The sequence below is a fragment of the Paenibacillus sp. genome (assembly GCF_035645195.1).
Lineage (GTDB): Bacteria > Bacillota > Bacilli > Paenibacillales > YIM-B00363 > Paenibacillus_AE.
In genome coordinates this window covers 163,418-182,899 of record NZ_DASQNA010000008.1, presented here as the reverse complement: position 1 = coordinate 182,899, position 19,482 = coordinate 163,418, and the positions used below count along the sequence as shown (strand labels likewise).

16 protein-coding genes are annotated in these 19,482 nt (G+C 47.2%); 4 read left to right on the top strand and 12 right to left on the bottom strand.

The genetic code is table 11. The features are described 5' to 3' along the window. Positions 1-113: 113 nt before the first annotated feature. The 8 genes from VE009_RS03960 to VE009_RS03925 form a co-directional block, all read right to left on the bottom strand. Positions 114-3,248 (bottom strand): glycoside hydrolase family 2 TIM barrel-domain containing protein, encoded by a 3,135-nt coding sequence (locus tag VE009_RS03960; RefSeq protein ID WP_325006097.1) that lies wholly within the window; start codon positions 3,246-3,248, stop codon positions 114-116. Positions 3,249-3,353: 105 nt separating this feature from the next. Next, on the bottom strand, positions 3,354-3,914 hold the full coding sequence (locus tag VE009_RS03955) for a hypothetical protein (RefSeq protein ID WP_325006096.1): 561 nt from the start codon (positions 3,912-3,914) through the stop codon (positions 3,354-3,356). A gap of 29 nt (positions 3,915-3,943) precedes the next feature. Continuing rightward, positions 3,944-4,519, bottom strand: coding sequence for an acyltransferase family protein (locus VE009_RS03950; RefSeq protein WP_325006095.1), 576 nt, complete (start codon positions 4,517-4,519; stop codon positions 3,944-3,946). A gap of 29 nt (positions 4,520-4,548) precedes the next feature. Next, positions 4,549-4,881, bottom strand: coding sequence for a hypothetical protein (locus VE009_RS03945; protein ID WP_325006094.1), 333 nt, complete (start codon positions 4,879-4,881; stop codon positions 4,549-4,551). Between the two features lie 118 nt (positions 4,882-4,999). Continuing rightward, a complete protein-coding gene (locus VE009_RS03940; protein WP_325006093.1) occupies positions 5,000-5,809 on the bottom strand; it encodes a hypothetical protein in 810 nt (269 codons plus the stop codon). 13 nt (positions 5,810-5,822) lie between these two features. Further along, the gene (locus tag VE009_RS03935; protein ID WP_325006092.1) at positions 5,823-6,383 is read right to left on the bottom strand and encodes a hypothetical protein; all 561 of its coding nucleotides are present in this window, start codon (positions 6,381-6,383) and stop codon (positions 5,823-5,825) included. 111 nt (positions 6,384-6,494) lie between these two features. After that, complete coding sequence (sigK, locus tag VE009_RS03930) at positions 6,495-7,043, bottom strand: RNA polymerase sporulation sigma factor SigK (protein WP_325006185.1); 549 nt, start codon at positions 7,041-7,043, stop codon at positions 6,495-6,497. Next, the gene (locus tag VE009_RS03925; protein WP_325006091.1) at positions 6,931-8,628 is read right to left on the bottom strand and encodes a recombinase family protein; all 1,698 of its coding nucleotides are present in this window, start codon (positions 8,626-8,628) and stop codon (positions 6,931-6,933) included. Before VE009_RS03925 ends, sigK begins: the two co-directional genes overlap by 113 nt. 529 nt (positions 8,629-9,157) lie before the next feature. On the opposite strand from VE009_RS03925, the gene VE009_RS03920 reads away from it, so the two are divergent. Beyond that, a complete protein-coding gene (locus VE009_RS03920) occupies positions 9,158-11,449 on the top strand; it encodes an AAA family ATPase (RefSeq protein ID WP_325006090.1) in 2,292 nt (763 codons plus the stop codon). A gap of 293 nt (positions 11,450-11,742) precedes the next feature. Here VE009_RS03920 and VE009_RS03915 read toward each other — a convergent pair whose 3' ends face one another. Then, the gene (locus VE009_RS03915; RefSeq protein WP_325006089.1) at positions 11,743-11,889 is read right to left on the bottom strand and encodes a hypothetical protein; all 147 of its coding nucleotides are present in this window, start codon (positions 11,887-11,889) and stop codon (positions 11,743-11,745) included. 75 nt (positions 11,890-11,964) lie between these two features. Next, positions 11,965-12,729, bottom strand: coding sequence for a hypothetical protein (locus VE009_RS03910; protein WP_325006088.1), 765 nt, complete (start codon positions 12,727-12,729; stop codon positions 11,965-11,967). A gap of 670 nt (positions 12,730-13,399) precedes the next feature. Between VE009_RS03910 and VE009_RS03905 the strand changes: the two genes are divergently transcribed. From VE009_RS03905 to VE009_RS03895, 3 genes are read left to right on the top strand one after another with little or no spacing between them, the layout of a single operon-like run. Further along, on the top strand, positions 13,400-14,641 hold the full coding sequence (locus VE009_RS03905; RefSeq protein WP_325006087.1) for a site-specific integrase: 1,242 nt from the start codon (positions 13,400-13,402) through the stop codon (positions 14,639-14,641). Between the two features lies 1 nt (position 14,642). Beyond that, positions 14,643-15,734, top strand: coding sequence for a site-specific integrase (locus tag VE009_RS03900; RefSeq protein ID WP_325006086.1), 1,092 nt, complete (start codon positions 14,643-14,645; stop codon positions 15,732-15,734). Continuing rightward, entirely contained in the window at positions 15,715-16,695 is a 981-nt protein-coding gene (locus VE009_RS03895; protein WP_325006085.1) for a tyrosine-type recombinase/integrase, read from the top strand. Before VE009_RS03900 ends, VE009_RS03895 begins: the two co-directional genes overlap by 20 nt. Positions 16,696-16,872: 177 nt before the next feature. On the opposite strand, the gene VE009_RS03890 is transcribed toward VE009_RS03895, so the two are convergent. After that, positions 16,873-18,270: an NAD-dependent malic enzyme gene (locus VE009_RS03890; RefSeq protein WP_325006084.1), complete on the bottom strand. Its 1,398-nt coding sequence runs from the start codon at positions 18,268-18,270 to the stop codon at positions 16,873-16,875. A 14-nt stretch (positions 18,271-18,284) separates the two neighbouring features. Next, positions 18,285-19,481 (bottom strand): 4-hydroxybenzoate 3-monooxygenase, encoded by a 1,197-nt coding sequence (locus VE009_RS03885; RefSeq protein ID WP_325006083.1) that lies wholly within the window; start codon positions 19,479-19,481, stop codon positions 18,285-18,287. Position 19,482 lies beyond the last annotated feature (1 nt).

The following is a 19,482-nucleotide window of genomic DNA, read 5'->3' as shown; positions in this document are numbered from 1 at the left end:
CTTTTGAAAACATCGGTTTCCTTTCATTGCCGTTCGACGGCGAAAAAACGCCCGGCGCGGCGCGCTCGCAACACGAGCGCGCCCGCCGGGCGCTTGTTTCCAACGCTATGCTTTTATCCTTCCGGAATGATGACGTATCGGAACGTGTAGGACCGGGTTGCGTAGAGGGTGAACTCCGGATGCGTCCGCGCGCCCCAGCTGTTGTCCCCCCCGACGCCCATTTGCTTGTCGGCGAGCCGCACGACCGTCCGGACGGAAGGCGGGAACTTGTATGGATGATCGTGCGCTTCGAGCTCCTCCGGCGTATACGGCAGCACGCACGCTTCCAGCGTCGGATTTCCGGCGAACGCCAGTCCAATCCCGTCTGCGTTCGTCACCTTGATCCAGCGGACGTCCGTTTTGTTCCCGCACTCTTGCGGCTTCAGGTACGGGGTCAGCTGATCGGCGACGCTCCCTTCGTATACGCCGAGCTTCGCGCCGACGGACCGATCCCAATAATTTTCGTGGGGACCCCTTCCGTACCATTCGATGCGATCGAACGCTGCGTCCAGGCAGAGCAGCATGCCGACCTCCGGAATTTCCGGAAGCCCCGGCGCCGGATGCAGCGACTGGCATACCGCGATTCGCCCGTCCGGATATATTGTATACGTCACGGTGCAGACGGACCGATTCGCGTCGGGCAGCTCGTATTCGGCGTCGATCTCCCACGACCGGCCGGACTTCCTCTTCGCGAGCGAGCGGAGCCGGCGTCCCGGGCCGGCCGCTCTCCATGCGGCGCACCGGACGTCCAGGCCGTTGCCCCGGTCGTTATCCGTTACGGCGCGCCAGAAATTCGGCCTCGGTCCTTGCCGCAGCCGTTCGACGCCCCCGCAACGGTAAGACGCTATTTCGCCGGCGTTCGTATCGATCGCGAGCTCGAAGCCGTCCCCGGCGATGCGCCAGCGGCCGTCTTCCTCGGTCAACGCGAGCGCCTGCGGCTCGCCGTCATCCGGCTCCGCCGCCGCATGCCGCGCGGCCGGCAGCCCCCGAACCGGAAACTGGGCGAACGCCACCTCGTGCCCCTCCTCCGCCCAGCGCGTCCCTGCCGCAAGGCGCAAGCTCAGCTCGACCCACAGCTCGGAGCGGTCGTCCGCCCCCGGTTCGGCGCTGCCGGCGGGCAGCTCCAAGCGGATGTCCGCCTCGGACAGCGGCGCGACGCGGAACGTCCCCGACGCCGGTTCGGAGGCCGGCCGGCCGTCCCGCAGCAGCCGCCACTCCCAACGGAATTCCCCTAAGTCGGTGAACAAAAACTTGTTGATCGCCTTGAACGTTCCCGTCTCGGGATTCCAATCGGTGAAGCCAACGTTCTGGTAGCACGCTTTGACTTCCGGCAGCTTCGGCGACGCCGTGCGGTCGGCGAACAGAAGGCCGTTGCCGCTGAAATTGCCGTCATGCGGCGATTCGCCGAAGTCGCCGCCGTACGCCATATATTCCGTCCCGTCCGGCGACTTCGTCCGAATTGCCTGATCGACCCAATCCCAAATGAACCCGCCCTGCAGCGCCGGGTACCGGTCGAACAATTCCGTATACTTGAACAAATTGCCGCACGAATTGCCCATCGCGTGACTGTATTCGCATAGGATGAACGGCTTTTTCGGATCGTTCCGCGCATATTTCTCCACGCCCTCCGGCGACGTGTACATTTGGCTTTCCACGTCGGAGACGTCTTCGAAGGCGCGGTGGTGGAAAATGCCCTCGTAATGGACGATCCGGGTCGGATCCGCCTCCTTCAAGAAGCGGTACATCGCCCGGAAATTTTCGCCGCCGAACGATTCGTTGCCAAGCGACCACATGACGACGGAAGGATGGTTTTTGTCCCGCTCCATCATCGACCGGCACCGATCGACGACGTTGTCGCGCCATTCCGGCTTGCTGCCGGGGATCGTTCCCTCTTCCTCCGTCTGCCCGTAGCGCCACGTGCCGTGCGTTTCGAGATTCGTTTCGTCGATTACGTACAAGCCGTATTCGTCGCACAGATCGTACCACCGCGGATGGTTCGGATAATGAGAAGTTCGGACCGCGTTGATATTGTTCGCCTTCATCAGCTTGACGTCCCGCTCCATCTCATCGAACGAGAGAGCCCTTCCCGCGTCGCAGGAAAACTCGTGGCGGTTGACGCCCTTGAACACGACCCGCCGGCCGTTGATCAAGATCAGGTTGTCGCGAATTTCGACCTTGCGAAACCCTACCTTGCAGCGAACCGCCTCGAGCTCCGTTCCGTCGCCGGAGCGCAGCGACAGCACGAGCGTGTACAGGTTCGGATGCTCCGCGCTCCATTTCGCCGGAGCGGCGACGAACGCGCGAAGCTCCGCCTCGGCGAAACGCCCTTCCTCCAGCGCCGCCGATACGCGGAAGCCGTCGTCCGTCACCGCCCGCCCGTCGGCATCGTATAAGGCGCCCGCGACGACGACATCCCCGTTCCGCGCGCCCGGATACCGCAGCAGCGTCGTCCGAACGCGCAGCTCCGCGTGCTCATATTGCTCGTCCAGTTCCGTGCGAACCTGAACATCGTATACGTGAACCGGGCTCGGGGAGACGAGCAGCGCTTCGCGAAATATGCCGGACAGCCGCCAAAAGTCTTGATCCTCCAGCCAGCTGCCGTCGCACCACCGGTACACCTCGACCGCCAGCCGGTTACGCCCCGGGCGAAGATACGGCGTAATATCGAATTCGGCGGGCGTGAATGTGTCTTCGCTGTATCCGACGAGCTCGCCGTTCAGCCATACGTAGAACGCCGACTCTACGCCGCGGAAGTGGAGATATACCGGTCGATTCGCCCAACCGGCAGGCAGCTCGAAGTGCCGCACGTAAGAGCCGACCGGATTATAGTTGGTCGGGGCGTACGGCGGCGCGATCTCTTCTTTCTCGATCCAAGGATAGCGGATGTTCACGTACTGCGGGTAGTCGTACCCGTGGAGCTGCCAGTGCGAGGGCACCGGCAAGTCCGCCCACGCCGACACGTCGTAATCGTCGCGGTAAAAATCGGCCGGCCGGTCTTCCGGGCGTTCGGAGAACGCGAACTTCCAGCTGCCGTTCAAGCTCATCGTTCGGCCGGAAGCGGGCGCATCGGACCGAAGCGCCTCCTCCGCCGTATCGTACGGAACGAAGTCCGCTCGTGCCGGCATCCGGTTCAATTGAAAGAGATCCGGGTTGTTGTTCCACTCGGGATACCCGTTTGCAGGCGGCTCGTATCGCCATTTCCGAAACATGCGTCCACACCCTTTGCGAAGGTAAGAGTCCTATCCGCTTCGATTATACCCGAAAGCGCTGCCAGCACGACACAATTCTATTGACCTAATCCATCTCAGCGCTTCTTATAGTTTTGCAGTATCGACCGATGGCGCAGTTTGATCCTTCCGCAATGTCTTATCGCCCCTCAGACCGAATAAAATCCGTAAAACGTTCATTTTTCTAATGATGAAGTGATATAGCATCATAATTACGGAGAATGAAAGAATGGTCATCATAGCTAACTTCGCTGAAACCGGCCATTCCAAGTTATAAATAAAGAAACCCAAAAGGACAATCACCGGTTGATGCAGCACGTAAAATGGCATGGAGGCTTCGCTAGTATATCTCAATACCCCATTCGAAAATTGAAGGAACCTGTCGCCTAAGTAAAGAATAAAAAACAGGCAATTCCAAACAAGAACGACTCTCAAAATGCTGAAAATGGCGGAACCAGCGGTTCCATCTTCGGGAAAACCGAATCGGACAGCCCATATCACATAAGCAATTGTACTAATGATGCTGATTACCCCGGTAACAACACCATGCTTTCGAACAAACTCTCGCAGCCCTGCTCTCGCAAAAAAGTAGAATCCGTAAGCGTATAGCAGAAAGTAAAATACGATGCCCCAGCTCGCTAAATTCACAATGTCATTAAACCAAATGACTGTTAATACTAAAGGTACAGGCAGATGGAAAAATGTAAAAAATGAAACGGTTTTTCCGAAATGTTTTGCTTCCTTTTTAGAAAGAAAGGCAAAGTCACACACGAAAAGATTAACAGCATTAAGAGGTACCACAAGTGGTGACCGAAGAACGCAAAATTTCCTGTCCCCCCGATTTCTAGATACAGCCCGTCAAAATAACGAGGGAAAAAAGATAGAAAGGAGCCTTCGAACTGCCGGTTCACTGCCCTTTCCACGTAAACTTGAGGAGGAGACAAAACGAACACCCCCACAAGCAACGGCAACCCAAGTCGTAATAATCGTTCCTTAATAAATCCCTGGGCATTGCGCTTTCGCAGCGCATGAAACGTTCCAATCCCTGAAATCACAAAAAAGACGGGCATCATCCAATTCCCTGCCAGCAGGGAAAATACTTCTATGTACGTTTTGTTAATATCGATGTTCTTAATGTGCCACGGGTACGAATTAAAAAACATGGATACGTGATATAAGAAGACGATCAGCATGACCAAGACTTTAATCCAATCGAGGTCATGGGATCTTCCGTTCTGACCAGTTGCGTTCAAAGGATTCCCTCCAGTAGTCGAATTCCATCTTACCAACCAAATTGATATAACGTATAAAGAATAAAAGCAGTAGATACCAAGACCGACAAAGAAGTAATTCCTCTCATCCAAAGAGGCATATGTTTTCGCTTCAATAAACGGTATAGAGCAAACGCAGTCGAAATTATGGACACGAATATCATCGCCCTTCTTGCCCACAATACGCCGGTCGTGGCAGCCAAAGTGCTCGTTGACCCGCCTAAGATAAGCAAAATCAACATATGAAGCCAATGATGCGACGAAGCAATAACCGATAATACGATCGATGACATGGAAGCCGCGACGGTGGAGGCTGCCACTCTCTTATGCGCATGATGATTCATCTGTAATCTCTCCTTTTTCTTCTTAGATGCAATTATAAGATACCCCCCTATGGTATGTCAACGACGAAATCTTTCTCTACAAATCAAGGGGCCGCTCCACATCGAAGCAGCCCCTTCTTTATCTATTCTCGATGGTAAGCAGTTCGTCAACCCTTGGCTGGTTATCTTCCCTGACAATACCTTCGACTTCGAATTTACCGCCGAATAACCACTTATGATAACGCTGGAATACGTCGCGGGCTTTCATAAAACGGGTATCCGCGTCAAGCTGACGAATCAAAGCAAATTCTTTCTCCTCGTCGATTCCCGCCCCGTCCGATTGTTCGGTATTGCTCCAACTCAGGTTATCGATGGCGCCGCGGTACGCTTCGTCAATCTTCATAACGATTTGCAACAATGCGCCGTCATTGTGCTTGTTCCAAGGAAGTGGCCCGTCGGTATACGTCTTCAATTCCTCGACGACAGCGGCGCCTCGGGTCAGTTCGTCGGCATACAGCGCCTTGAATGTGTTATAGTTGTCGGTAAGCATTTTTTCGGTTGTGAACGGGTCGATCGCAAAATCCCCCAACCCTTCGACTTCCGCGGAACCGATCAAGTATGCGTCGATCAGTCTGTATGAATGACCTAACAACGCTTTCGTTTCGCCTTGCCGTTCCCCGATATAGGGTAACACTTCCGTATCGAACCGCTTCGTTGCCCCAGTTCCGGTTCCATCTTCCGTCCCGATGAGTACTTCAACGGTATAATTCGCATTGGACGGGTTAAGTACGATGGTTTCCTTCGGTAAGTCGGGTTTCTTTACTTCAACGAGTTTCAGCTTATCGGCCTTCTTCGATCCGTTATCGGCATAAACAGCGATGGAAGTGCCGCCTGCGGCAGCAAGAGCCAAGGAGATCGTTGCAGCAAGCATCATCTTCTTGCGTTCCATTCCATTCATTCCTTTAATCGTAGTTTTCGACGAACCAATGAATTTTTTGCGCTAACTCGCCGTCAAGCGCCAATGAAGCTCCATAATAATCCGCATGGTCCGAATCGTTAAACACCCAATAGTCTAAGTCATGAAGAATACGGTGAATGTAAAACAATGCTTCAACATCTTCGCGGTAGACCGCGATCCCGACTAATTTGGAAATCGTCAGCAAGTCTTGCTTTACCGCTTCGTTCGTTACGCTCTCGGCAAGCTCTTGGAACGTGACATGATTCGCCATGTGACCAGTATTGCGGTACATTTCCCAAGCTTCGGCGCGTGTTTGTACGTGGGTAAATTGCTTGTAGTTGCCCCAACCAAGAATATCGTTATACCCGTCGTGTAATTGTGCAATTTTCCTTTTCACAAGCTCGTCTGTTAGATTCGAGGACTTTACTTGCGCTACAAGTTCTTCGCTCGGCGGCGGTGCCGTATTGCCCGATTGAGCGTTTTTCAACGCCAAGCCAGCGGCGGCGGCCATTCCGACAAGCAATACGAACCCTCCGACGATTCCGAATAGCAACTTACGGTTCACAGGAACGTCACCTTAATAATTCCATAGTTCATAGAATTATACGGCTCAACAATTTCAAAAGTTGCACACAAAGAGGCCACGGCATATAGCCGTGACCCCGGTGAACGAAATTCATTTCTTTTGTTTGTAAAACTCATGGTAAAGCTTCATTAACGCCCTCTTCTCAATCCTGGACACATACGATCTCGAGATTCCCAACTCCTTCGCAATCTCCCGCTGCGTTCGTTCCTCTCCGCCGTGTTCGAGGCCGAAGCGTCCGCGGATGACCTCCTGCTCCCGTTCGTCCAAAATATCGAGGTGGGCGTAAATTTTCGACTTCTCGATTTTCATCTGCACTTGGTCGGCGACCTCGTCGGTTTCGGTGCCGAGTATATCGATCAGGGTGATTTCGTTCCCTTCCTTATCCGTACCGATCGGGTCGTGAAGGGAAACGTCCTTCTTCGTCTTTTTGAGCGAACGCAGATGCATCAGAATCTCGTTCTCGATGCAGCGCGCCGCGAACGTCGCCAGCTTCGTCCCTTTGTCGGGCGAGTACGACTCAATGGCTTTAATCAGGCCGATCGTCCCGATGGAAATGAGATCCTCGAGATCTTCCCCCGTGTTGTCGAACTTTTTGAGGTTGTGTACTCGATCCAACGTCAACCCTAGACGAAAGAAAATGCTGCCGCTTCAACTCGTCAAGGGCACCAACAGCCGTGACCTGTACTTCGTTGCCCTCGAAACGAATTAGGACCTCATCCACTAACGTTTCCACGATATGGCGCTTATCCTCGAAGGTTAACCGATCCCCGCCGCTCTCCACGAACGTGCAGATGGTTTGCGTCAAATCGACCATGCGAGCGGAGGAGAGCTCATTCTCCAGCAAATCCGAAAGTTGCCTTTCGAACCCGACGAGTTCCTGCTGCAGTGACTTCAGACTGGCGCTAATGTGTTTCATTTCGTTCAACATTTCTTCCTCGTCAATAATCTCCCGCTTAAACATGACTTTAATCTTTTCCTTTTCCTTTTCCTTTTGCTCCATTTGCCGTTTGATATGGTCCACAGCGGACTGCAAATCTTGCTGTATGTCCGCCGAGCGATTTTGTAGTCGCTCTACGTAATCTTCCGGATTAGACAACATATCCAAAATTAACCGCCATATGTATTCGTCGAGCATCTCGGCGCGCAGCGTTAGGGAGGGACATTTATCGACCCCTTCTCCGTACTTCTTTGGAAATTTGTTCGGACAGCGGTAGCAAGTGTACCGTATTTTCTCTCCGGTTTCTTTGTTATGCCTGCCTGTATAGGTTGTAGCTTGCCACACTCGGCCGCAATGTCCGCACCTTACCATCGATTTAAGTAAATATTCGTATTTCACATTTCCCGACTTTTTCATATTCTTCTCTTTCTGGACTTGGGCCAACTCGAACAATTCCGGGTCGATAATGCGGGGGACTTCCACCAAGATCCAGTCTTTTTCCGCCCTATACTTGTATGTTTTACGTGGAGTACCGTTTTTCGTTTTCTCTCCCCGAATTTTCTGCGTTTCCCGCCGGTTATAATAAAACTTGCCGACATATACCTCCGACGTCAGTACCCGCCGAATCGAACTCGCGTTCCAATTCCGGCTTTCGCCGCGTTTCGGCACCGCTCCGAGAGCATAAAGGCGTTCGCCGATCTCCCTCAGCGTATAGCGGTCGTAAACATACCAATGATACATTTTCCTTACGAATTCAGCTTCTTCTTCGTTGATAACTAACGAATGGTCCTTTAAATCGTAACCATATGGAGCTGCTCTCATAGGCATAATTTTTCTGTCTTTTTCGACCGCTTTCAATCTGCCCCGTACCGTCCGTTTCTTGATTAAAGACAACTCATATTGCGCGATCGAACTCATCAAATTAAAGAAAAGTTGCCCTTCCGGAGTATTACGATATTCGGTATCTACAAATATCAACTCGACATTACTACGCTCCAACTCGCGGCAAAGAATTAATTTATCCGTTAAGTCTCTTGTCAATCGATCGGGGTGGGTTACGACGAGGCGGTTGATCAACCCTTTGGCGACGTCCTGCCGTAATGCGTTCATCGCCGGACGATCAATATCCTCGCCCGTAAAGCCTTCTTCGCGATAAATTTTGATTGTCCCTTGAGGAAGGCTTATGTCTCTGGCTTTTCGAACGCAAATGTCAATCTGCGCGTCCAGACTGGTTCCTTCCGAAACCTGCATGCCCGTTGAAACCCTGGAGTAAATTGCCGTGTACATGGAGTTACCCCCTTTTTATGGCAAGGTTTACGTCAAGTATTGACATGCCTAACAACAAAAAAACCGGCCTATTCAGTCGGTTTTAAGATCAATCGTTTTAAAATGTAGTCAATCGCTGCTTGCTTTGCTGCCGCTGCAGATAAGGTTCTTGAGGGTTCTTGCCCCGTTTGGGCATAAGGCACGTATACGAAGTTCAACGTCTGCGTTCGTCGCTCCATACCCTTCACCTCGATACAACCTTATTCCGCGCGCAGTTTGTCCTATGCGGGTCGTTCTCGTTTTTCCTCACGCGGGTCGTCACATATTTGGGAGGCTGTCCGATGCAGGGGGAACTCCTGGAGTTAATAAATTCCAAGAGCATTGTGAGAACATCCCCTTGAGAATTATTCGAATGTATGAAATTCCCCCTTTTACATGGAATCCAATGGTTTCCTCTTTTTATTTATTGACTGAAGATGTTTCACACAGGTTTATGTTACAATAAACCCATAATTTGTCGTTTAATGCTGTCGAATGGGAGGCGAGCAAGTTGATTAAAAAAATAAATAGAATAATGAACTTCGGCATCTATAGAGATTATCAAGTAGATACAAATTTTCTGCCGTTTTCGAAGTACAATCTCTTATATGGCTGGAATGGTAGCGGCAAAAGTACCTTTTCAAGATTAATGAGGATGTTGAGCAGCGGGGTAATTCCACCAGAATTCAATGACTGCCAGATTGAAGTGGAACTGGAAAATGGATTATTAATTACCCACCAAAATCTAGAGTCGTTACAGGCTAGGATGCTCGTATTTAACCAGGATTTCATTGATGAAAATATCAACTGGAATCAAGTTATAAAGAGTATTTTATTGATTTCTGAAGAAAAGATTGATGAACAAGTAAAGTTGGAAAAAATAAATGAGGAATTAGTAAAGGTGTTGAAAGAAAGAGAAAAGATGAAAACTGAATATGAAAAAGAATTCAGGGAGATTAATAACTTTCTCTCAGAAACGGCTAGTAAAATCAGAACGCAGTTCCAAAAGATAGAAATTGACGATAAGTACTACCTTAACTACAACAAAAGGACAATTCAAAAGCTATTTGAGAACAACAATATCTCACCTAGCGACCGGCCATTTAGTTTGTCAGAAATTGATAAAATTTCGAAATCAATAAAGCCGGTGGAGAAAAGTTTGTTGCACCACTCTGGCATTAATTTTGACAGACAGGAAATTCTACAAATTAGAGAAAAAGTCCTTACAGTATTACGCACTTCATACATCTCTTTTAGTATTCAAAAATTGAAAAACGACAGTAAATTAAGCAATTGGGTAGAACAAGGTTTAATGATACATAGGTCCAATAAGAATGAAACTTGTGAATTTTGTGGGGAAAAGTTAAGTCAAGATAGACTACTTGAACTTGAACAACACTTTAATCAGGAGTATATGAACTTCAAAGATAATATTCTCAAGGTTAGAACCCAGATTGAAAACAAGAGAATTGAAATTACAAACTTCCCTCATACTAATGATCTGTATGATGAACTTCAGTTTGACTTTAATCAGCACATAGTTGAAATTGCAGCAATATCCGATTCATTAAATAGAGTCTTTGAAAGTTGGTACAAAAAACTTACTGAAAAATTGAATGATCCATTTGGTTCTATAGAGAATTATGATGATTTTAATGAAATCCAAGTTAAAAATCTATTTTATCACAATGAGGCCGTTTTAAAGGTAATTCGCCAGCACAATGAGAAAACTACAAATTTCAAGCAAGAAATTGCAAGATTAAAAAAATCCCTTGAGATTCACATGGTGCTTGAAGCTACTATTAATTTTAAGTTTTTCGCAAAACAAAGTTCATTAAAGAAAAAGCATGCCTTAGTGAATGAATTAACCGAAACCATTCATAAATACGAAATGGAAAAAATGAACTTTGAAAGTTCGCTTTCAAATCAGTTCTTAGGAGCAACTGAATTCAATAAGAGACTACATAGTTTCTTGGGGCACAAAGAAATCTGGTTACAGTTTGACGATACAATGAAAGGATACCAAATATTAAGAAATGGCGCGCAAGCCAAAAACTTAAGTGAGGGTGAAAAAACTGCAATTGCTTTTGTTTACTTTATAACCAAATTAAAGGAACATGGCACCGACATATCTAATAGTATCCTTGTGATTGATGACCCAATTTCCAGCTTTGATTCAAACAATCTATTTCACGCATACTCCTTCTTGAAGATTGAATGTCAAAAAGCAGAGCAATTATTTGTACTAACACATAACTTTAATTTCTACAAATTAATTCGGGATTGGTTAATTAAAAAGAATAAATACGAGAGGGATAAGACTCCAAAGATTAGGTCAAGATTTTATTCTGTGGAAACAATAAAAGTCGGGGAAACCCCAAGAAAATCAATACTAGTTAATGCAAGCGAACCACTATTAAACTACCATTCGGAATATCATTACATTTTCTCTAGAATTTATAAGTACAAAGACAAACAATCCCTTTCTCTTGATGAGGCTTTTTTAATGGCTAACCTATGTAGAAAACTTCTTGAGAGCTTCTTAAGTTTTAAATATCCAAAACAACGCAATGACTTTAGATCCTTAATGGACGCAACAGGTTACAATGAGGTTTCTCTAGAAAAAATCTACAAGTTCATTAACAAGTACTCACATAATCAATCAATTGAATTTGGCGATGACGCAGTTGATAACTTATTAGGTGAAAGCCAAAACGTTATTTCGGACATATTGAAGTTTATTCACGAGATAGACGACAAACACTACGAGGAAATGGTTGAGATTGTTGAAAAGTCCGCATAATTTCAAGGGAAACTGCAGTATAACGCACCTCCCCTGTATTATTTGTTAAGAGGGTTTGCAAGAATGCTAGAAAACACCTAAAGAAAACCTACGGGTAGCTTAAGGGAGTTACGGACCAATGCGGTAGGATTCTTTGGACGTCTTGTCGCAAGGTGAAACCGTTGAAATACACTTATTTGAAGTCAAACATATTTGTATTACATAATCCAAGGCCCGCCTTTTTGCATCAAGCGCATCCGTACTTACCATTGTTAGTTTGGCAGCACACACATATGTGAACTTTTGTTCTTTTCTCACTCAATACCCCCTGTTACGTTGGTACCTTCTGACATGTTGCTTTGCTGTTTCAACCTCTCTTCCTCCTGTATAAGCCACTGCTCAATAATTGTTAAAAGCTTATTCCTTAGTTCCTCAACTGAACCAATGATATTCTTAGGCATAAAAAGACCTCCTTTGCAGGAGGTTTGACTGAGGATTATCTAATTATAAGAAGGGTACGATTTCGTACCCTTTCGTTAGATAAATTTGATGTATCCGTAAGGTTCCTGGTTAAAACCATAACAAATGACGGGATTCACTTGTGTCTGTATAACTGTTTTCGCAAACCCAAGCCTACATTGAAATCTTTCATTAAGTAGCTCTAACAGTTCCATAATTTGCCGTCCATGTAATCTCGTATTCAAGATTTCCACCAAAAAGGTGTCCCTATCATATTCAACACGAAGGTAGTATGTAAATCCCTGATGCTCTAAAATTATCCCCTTCACATCGTGCATTCTCCGGTCTTCCAAATAAGTTATTAAATTTGTTTGGGTAAATTTTTTCCGAACCGTGTAACGTATGAACTCGTTTTCCCAACAATCATCAACAACTTCATTCTCAAGCCACGATAGTGGCACCCTACATAAAATTGCCAAAGCCCCGACAGTCTCTACCCTAAATGAATTCAATCTTTGACGATTTTCAATAAATGCGAGAACTCTAGGTTTGGTGAGCCCGTAAGACCGGGCAATCTTATCCCTTGAAAAGTTGGTATTGGCGACGTTAAGCAATAACCTTCTTCTTAGTGATAGGGAAATGTCCTTTAGTATACGTCCAAAAGCAACAATGTCCCTTTGTAGCTTGTATATCTCAAACCAGTAATCAGGACCCTCATTTTTTTCATGTTTCCTTACGTATTCCTCTTCGTCACTCTTTCCTCTTTTGCTATTAATAAACTCCTCGAAGTATTGCCAATGTACAGGCAACCATGTGCTAATGCGCTCCTTAGGATCAAACATTATGCATCACCTAAGTGCACCATACGACTTCTGGCTTAATGGAACTAGATACTAGTACGTTTACGTACCCGTATTATGCCATCTACACAAAGTGAGCACCCTAAAAATAAAGCGAGCAGGCCAATAAGACATTTCGGAACGAGATAATCCGACAGCATGCTTTGTGTTAATACGATAATGGATGGCTATTACTGTTGGAGCATTCCTGCACATGTCTTATCACCCCCAATGTATGTTTTGGGCCTAATCGCTTAAGCCCAGTTCTCATTTTCATTGAACTCCACAGCCAAACCCTTTATTAGGGTATAGAAAACCGGCGTATTCAAAAAAGAACACGCAACCATTTGTAAACATCAGGGGATAAATCCCTGTTGTTGTGGAGACAATAAAAATAAGCCCCGGGCTGCCTAGCGACACAAATAGATACTGTGTCGACAATGCTACCCGTAGGGCTTAGTTCTTGCGCAAATGCTCATCTGAGCTAAAGTTCTAACTCAAATATAACTTGATCTTCCTGGCTTGTAAAGAGGTGAACATAGTGGTTCAACCGCTACGAATAGTATCGAACAACGAGCATTCCAGCATAACCAAAGTATTTATTGAGCATCTAGAGACAAAATGTGCAAGACCTACGGTTTATCAAAATTGCTTTAATCGGTTCATTTACTTTATGTTGGAAGACCCGAATTTCTTTAAACAGAAATCATTGGTCGATGCCTGTGAGTTTTACACTGAATCTTTCCTTGGTCACCTTCAAGAGCAAGTCAATAAAAATACAATTACCAAAAGGGAACGGTCTAACCACGTTAAGATGCTATCCCTCTTATATGAGTCCCTCAAGGCTAGAGGGTTGAGTACATTAACAATAGAGACAATATGTCCAAAGGAAATTCAAAAAGAAAATGTTAGAAGTAGCACACAAATTAAGACCTTTGAGAAATACAAATCCTATAAAACAAGTTCAACAAAAAGATCCTCTCAAGCCGAGACAATGAGACACCGGTGCAAATGGTTTAACACCTACTTAGAAGACTCTGAACGGAAACAACTAGCTTCCTCAAGGGAACGCAAGTTTAAAACTTTATACTTTTTAAAATATCTATGCTCACTGAATCTAGGTATAACCCCCGACGAGTGTGTGGAAAACCTAACTCCCTCACTTGTTGAACAATATGAATTAATGCTCAAACAGAGAATAAACAGTGAAGAAATAACAATGAGCACGGCATATACAAAGCTTCGTTTTCTAAAACAATTTCTTGATTTTCTTAGAAAAAACAAATTAGTTGATTTTAAATATAACATCTCCCCTTATTTCTATTCAGAAGTAAACAGGGATAACGAATATGTTAATAGGGAGGACTTAGAGGCTGTTATAAAAACGTTGCTATTAAGTAACTCCCCATATAAGCTTCGGGATTTAACAATTATTCTGTTAATTGCTGAAACGGGTTGCAGACCAATAGAAATTTCTAATATTAAGATTACTGACATTCATCAATTGGAATCCAGTATTACTCTAACCTCAAACAAGTCAGGGGTGCGTAAGTTACAAATTAATAAGACAGTAATGGATGTGGTTAAAGCATACTATAACGAGCGTATTCAAGTTACAGCAGAAAATGATGCATTTATCCTCCTGGATAATGCGCAGCCTATCACCACCGAATCAATTGGGTGGATTTTCTACCACTTGAATATTAAGACCTTCGGAGAGTCCCGCTTCTCCGCAAAATCACTTAGACATACATATGCCACAAATGCAATTGAACGTAACGATTTCGATAAAGTATCAAAAACAATGGGCCACAAACATTGGGTTTCAACAATGCATTACATCTATCGAAGCGTAGAACGAATACTTGCAAACACGATGCCGTACGATCCAACAATCTCTGAATGGAGTGTGTAAAATGAGCATTGAAAAACGATCTAAATATGATGCAAAAGAAGTAGCTAAAGCGTTTAACATACCGCTTAAAAAGCTTTTGGAATTGATTCCGGGCAATGGTCCTGAATACATGGATGGCTTTGAACTACTGGTTACCGAAGCAATCGATCGTTATCTTACCTCGTTGAGAAATACATCGAAATCACCACACACAAAGAAACGTCATTCCTATTTTTTAGGACGTTTTAAGGATTTCATTGAAAGAAAACATCCCCATCTTCGAATAAACGAATTAAACGAAATACTATTGCAGGAATTTTTCTCAGGATGCACTGGTAGATTGGAGTCCGAACTGTCTCCCGGTACTCGAAATAACTACACTAGCATCATTCGGTCGCTGTTGACCTTTCTCTATAAGAATAATTTATCCGAGAAACGTTATTCGGATAAATTCGGTTGGGACACCCCCCCTCTCCTCCCTCGTTATCTGGAGAAAGAGCAGCTCTTAAAGGTATATGAACTGGCCCTCAAGAAAGTCCATGGTTATCGATGTCATGCAATGCTGTGTTTCCTTGCAATATCAGGTTGCCGAGTCAGTGAATTGAGTTCAATGCGCATATGCGATTTCAACGTCGAAAAGAACTATATTTATATCCACAAGGGCAAGGGAGGCAAAAGTCGTTATATCCCAATGTATCCCAAGTTAAAAAAAGTTATCCTTGACTACTTGTCTTTAACCGGTGTTCCCCGATGGGAGCCCCACTTAACTGGCTACTTATTTAGCCGGGATTTTGGCACCGAGCGCAAAACGAAAATCTCTATAAGAAGTATTCAAAACATGTGCAAAACCATCTTCGACAAGTTGGGATACAGGGGGCTTACTGTCCACTCCTTCCGTCATACGTTTGCGGTGAGATGCTTGTTAGCAAAGATGCCAATTCACAATTTAAGTATGATTATGGGACACACCAACATTAATACGACCTATATATACGTCCAGTTGTTGCCCCATGATCTCCAACAAGAAGTCATGTCAAAGTATCCGTTTGCCTTTGAGGATTTGATTTCCCAAGTACTGCGATGGGAGGATGTTTATGATGGAAAACTTGGGTAAGGAGATAAACTCCTTTCTCAGTTTTGTAAAGGTCGGTCCAGCTTCAAAATCCACGTATAACAAATATCTTTCCATCTTTGTCGCGCACCTAGAAGAGCAAACCGGTCAAAACAAGCATGAAATAAATCTCAGTAAGTTTTATATTCACAAGGACAGTGTTGGAAGGTTTCTTGGTCACTTGCCGATTGATGCTGATTTTCTGGATGAATATTTTTATGCAAATCGTAACCAAAGCTATCACTGGTTAAGATCAATGAGAAGCGCTCTCGGCAGCTTCTTCAAGCACCTTTACAAGACACATAATTTCCCCAATCCTGTTCGGCAAATGGATTTCAAGGTTTCGGACTACGCACGTCGTTCGGCCAATAGACGTAAGCCTTTTACTCGCCACGAAATTCTTAGATTGCTGCACAGCATTGTCACTCACAGTGAAAACCTCAGAAGGGATTTACTATTGTTAACAACCCTCATTTCTACTGGCTGCAGGCCCGGGGAAATTCTTGATTTGCGTGTCGGACAAATACGACTCAACGACTATATTTTTTTAGACAAAACGAAAACAAAAGTTCAACGAATGGTACCTCTTAGAAAGGGGATTGGAGAGTTATTAGACCTGTATTGTAAACAACAAATGCTCAAGGAGGGTGATTTTGTATTCAGGAATGAAAAAGGCAGTAAATTCACAAACGCCGAGTTAAACAATCTACTTAAGAAGTTTCTGACCCTGGCAAACGTTGAACCGCGAGGTGCGCACTGCTTTCGACATTCCTTTGCCACACATATGTATGAAGCTGGTTCGGAACTGCCGGTCATCCAACAGTTGTTAGGACACGTTAACTCAATGACAACAGAAAACTACGTTCACCCGAATTATGTCCGCAACTTCGGTATGAGAGTACCGGAGAATGAAGAATTATATAGTAACATTCTAAGTGATTTAACCGAATTTCTTAAAGGGTGAACCATCAAGGAGGAATAATCTGTGTGACACAAGATCTATTCGTCAGGGGACGGTTTGGCGATTCCCCATTAAAACAGTTGACACCGGACGCAAACATAAAAATAACTCCCTGCGAACCGTAGTTCGCAGGGATCACTGAAGCTCTTTTTGAAGGAGCACCTATCCTCGAATCAGATCTTACCGAAATTCCGGCGGGATTCGTCGGGCCACTCCCGTTAAGATCGCCGCCTCAATGACGGCCTTTCTCACGTTCGCGACGACCTGATCGTTAAAGATGCTCGGGATAATGTACTGCTCGTTGAGCTCCGCATCCGTTACGACGGAGGCGATCGCGCGGGCGGCCGCGAGCTTCATCGGCTCGTTGATCCGACTCGCTCGGCAGTCCAACGCCCCCCGGAACATGCCGGGAAAAACTAACACGTTATTGATTTGATTCGGATAATCGCTCCGGCCCGTAGCGAATACCCGAACATGGGGCAGCGCTTCCTCCGGCGAGATCTCGGGATCGGGATTGGCCATGGCAAATACGATCGGCTGAGGTGCCATGCGTCGGACGTCTTCGCCGGTCAAGATCCCTCCCTTCGAAACTCCGATAAATACGTCGGCATTCGAAATCAAATCCCTTAACGTTCCCGGAGTCGCCTCTACCTCGCTCTGGTCAGCCAGCCACTGCCACATCGGTTGCGTGTAGTATCCGCCGCGGACGATCGCTCCGTCCCGGTCGATCGGGACCAACCGTTTCACCCCCGCATTTAGCAACATTTTGCAGATGGCAACCCCTGCGGCGCCAATGCCGTTCACCACGACTCTCACCCTGTCCATTCGTTTCCCCGTGACCTTAAGCGCGTTCAACAGTCCAGCCACGACAACTACGGCCGTACCATGCTGATCGTCATGAAACACGGGAATATCCAGCATTTCGGTCAGGCGGGATTCGAGCTCGAAGCAGCGTGGAGAACTGATATCCTCCAAATTGATGCCGCCGAAGATCGGAGCAATATGTTGAATCGTCCGCAGCATTTCTTCCGGATCCGTAGTATCTAAGCAGATTGGAAAAGCGTCCACCCCTGCGAGCTGCTTGAACAGCATCGCTTTCCCTTCCATAACCGGAGCGGCCGCGTAAGGACCGATATTTCCTAACCCCAGTACTGCGGTTCCGTCCGTTACAACCGCGACTGTGTTTCGCTTGATAGTCAAGGAAAAGACCTTTCTAGGGTCCTCGTGGATCGCGGAGCAAACCCGCGCTACTCCCGGCGTATATACCCTCGAGAGATCGTCTCTGTTTTTGACCGGCCACTTGGACTCGACGGAAATTTTGCCGCCCAAATGCGCTAGAAATGTCCGATCGGAGACGTGAATCAAGTTGACGCCTTCCAGCGCTTGAAGCGCGTCCATGATCCCGGATTGCTGAGAATCCGAGACTTGGATCGTGATATCGCGCACCGACGATTCTCCGGTCGAACGGATGACGTCAATTGAAACAATGTCACCTCCCGCTTTAGCGATCGCCGAAGCCAGTTCGCCGAAGGTGACGCGGTAAAGCTCAACCCTTGCAACTAAACTGTTATATGCCACGAGAGCAGTCCCCTTTATGAAACGCCTTCGAAATCCATTGGCAAGCCGACATAGTTCTCGGCGATGCTTAGCGAAGCGGCACGCGAGGAGGCGATATACTCCAGCTCGGCGAGCTGCAGCCGCCGCTCGAACGGTGAGTGCTCCGGATTGCGGTGAAGCAATTGCGTCATGGCATACGAGAACCGCTCCGCCTTCCAGACGCGCTTTAAGCAAATCTCGGTATAACGCTGCAAAATTTCCGTCTTCCCTGCCTTGTAATACCCCTCAAAGCCACGCGCCAGCACTTGAACGTCCGCGGCTGCCAAGTTTAATCCCTTAGCGCCGGTCGGCGGCACGATATGCGCCGCGTCCCCTGCCAAGAACAGGCGGCCATACTGCATCGGATCGCAAACGAAGCTGCGCATGGACACTATGCCTTTCTGAAAAATTCGCCCTTCCGTCAGTTGGAAGCCTTCGCGCGTTTCCAGTCTGGCGTGCAGTTCGTTCCAGATCCGGTCGTCGGACCAATTCGCGATATCGTCCTTCGCGTCGACCTGCAGGTACATGCGCTGAATTTCGGGCGAGCGCGTGCTGAGCAGCGCGAATCCCCGATCGTGGTTCGCATATACGAGCTCCGACGCCGACGGCGGCGCTTCGACCAAAATGCCGAGCCAGCCGTGAGCGTATCGCCGTTCATAATCCGTTCTCACCGACTGCGGTATCATCGGCCGCGAAGGGCCGTGGAAGCCATCGCAGCCCGCGATGAAATCGCAAGTCAACTCGCGAAGTTCTCCCTCAGCTTCCTCGCGATAGCGAATCGTCGGCTTTTCGGTATCGACGCCGTCCAAACTGACATTTTTCGCCCCGAAGACGATGGTTCCGCCTGTACGCAGTCTGGCGTGAATCAAATCCTTAAGAATTTCATGTTGGGCATATACGGTCACGCGCTTTCCCTCTGTGAGCTCCCGAACGTTAATGCGGTGGCTGCGGCCATTGTAACGCAGCTCGAAACCGTCGTGGAAGTGGCCTTCCTTCCGCATTCTGTCGCCGACGCCCATTGCGTTCAACAAATCGACCGTCCCTTGCTCCAGCACCCCGGCGCGGATCGTCGTTTCGACCTCTTCGCGCGTGCGGCTTTCCAAAATGACCGAGTCGATTCCTTGCGAATAAAGCAAATGCGAAAGAAGCAATCCCGCCGGTCCCGCCCCAATAATCCCGACCTGAGTTCGCATA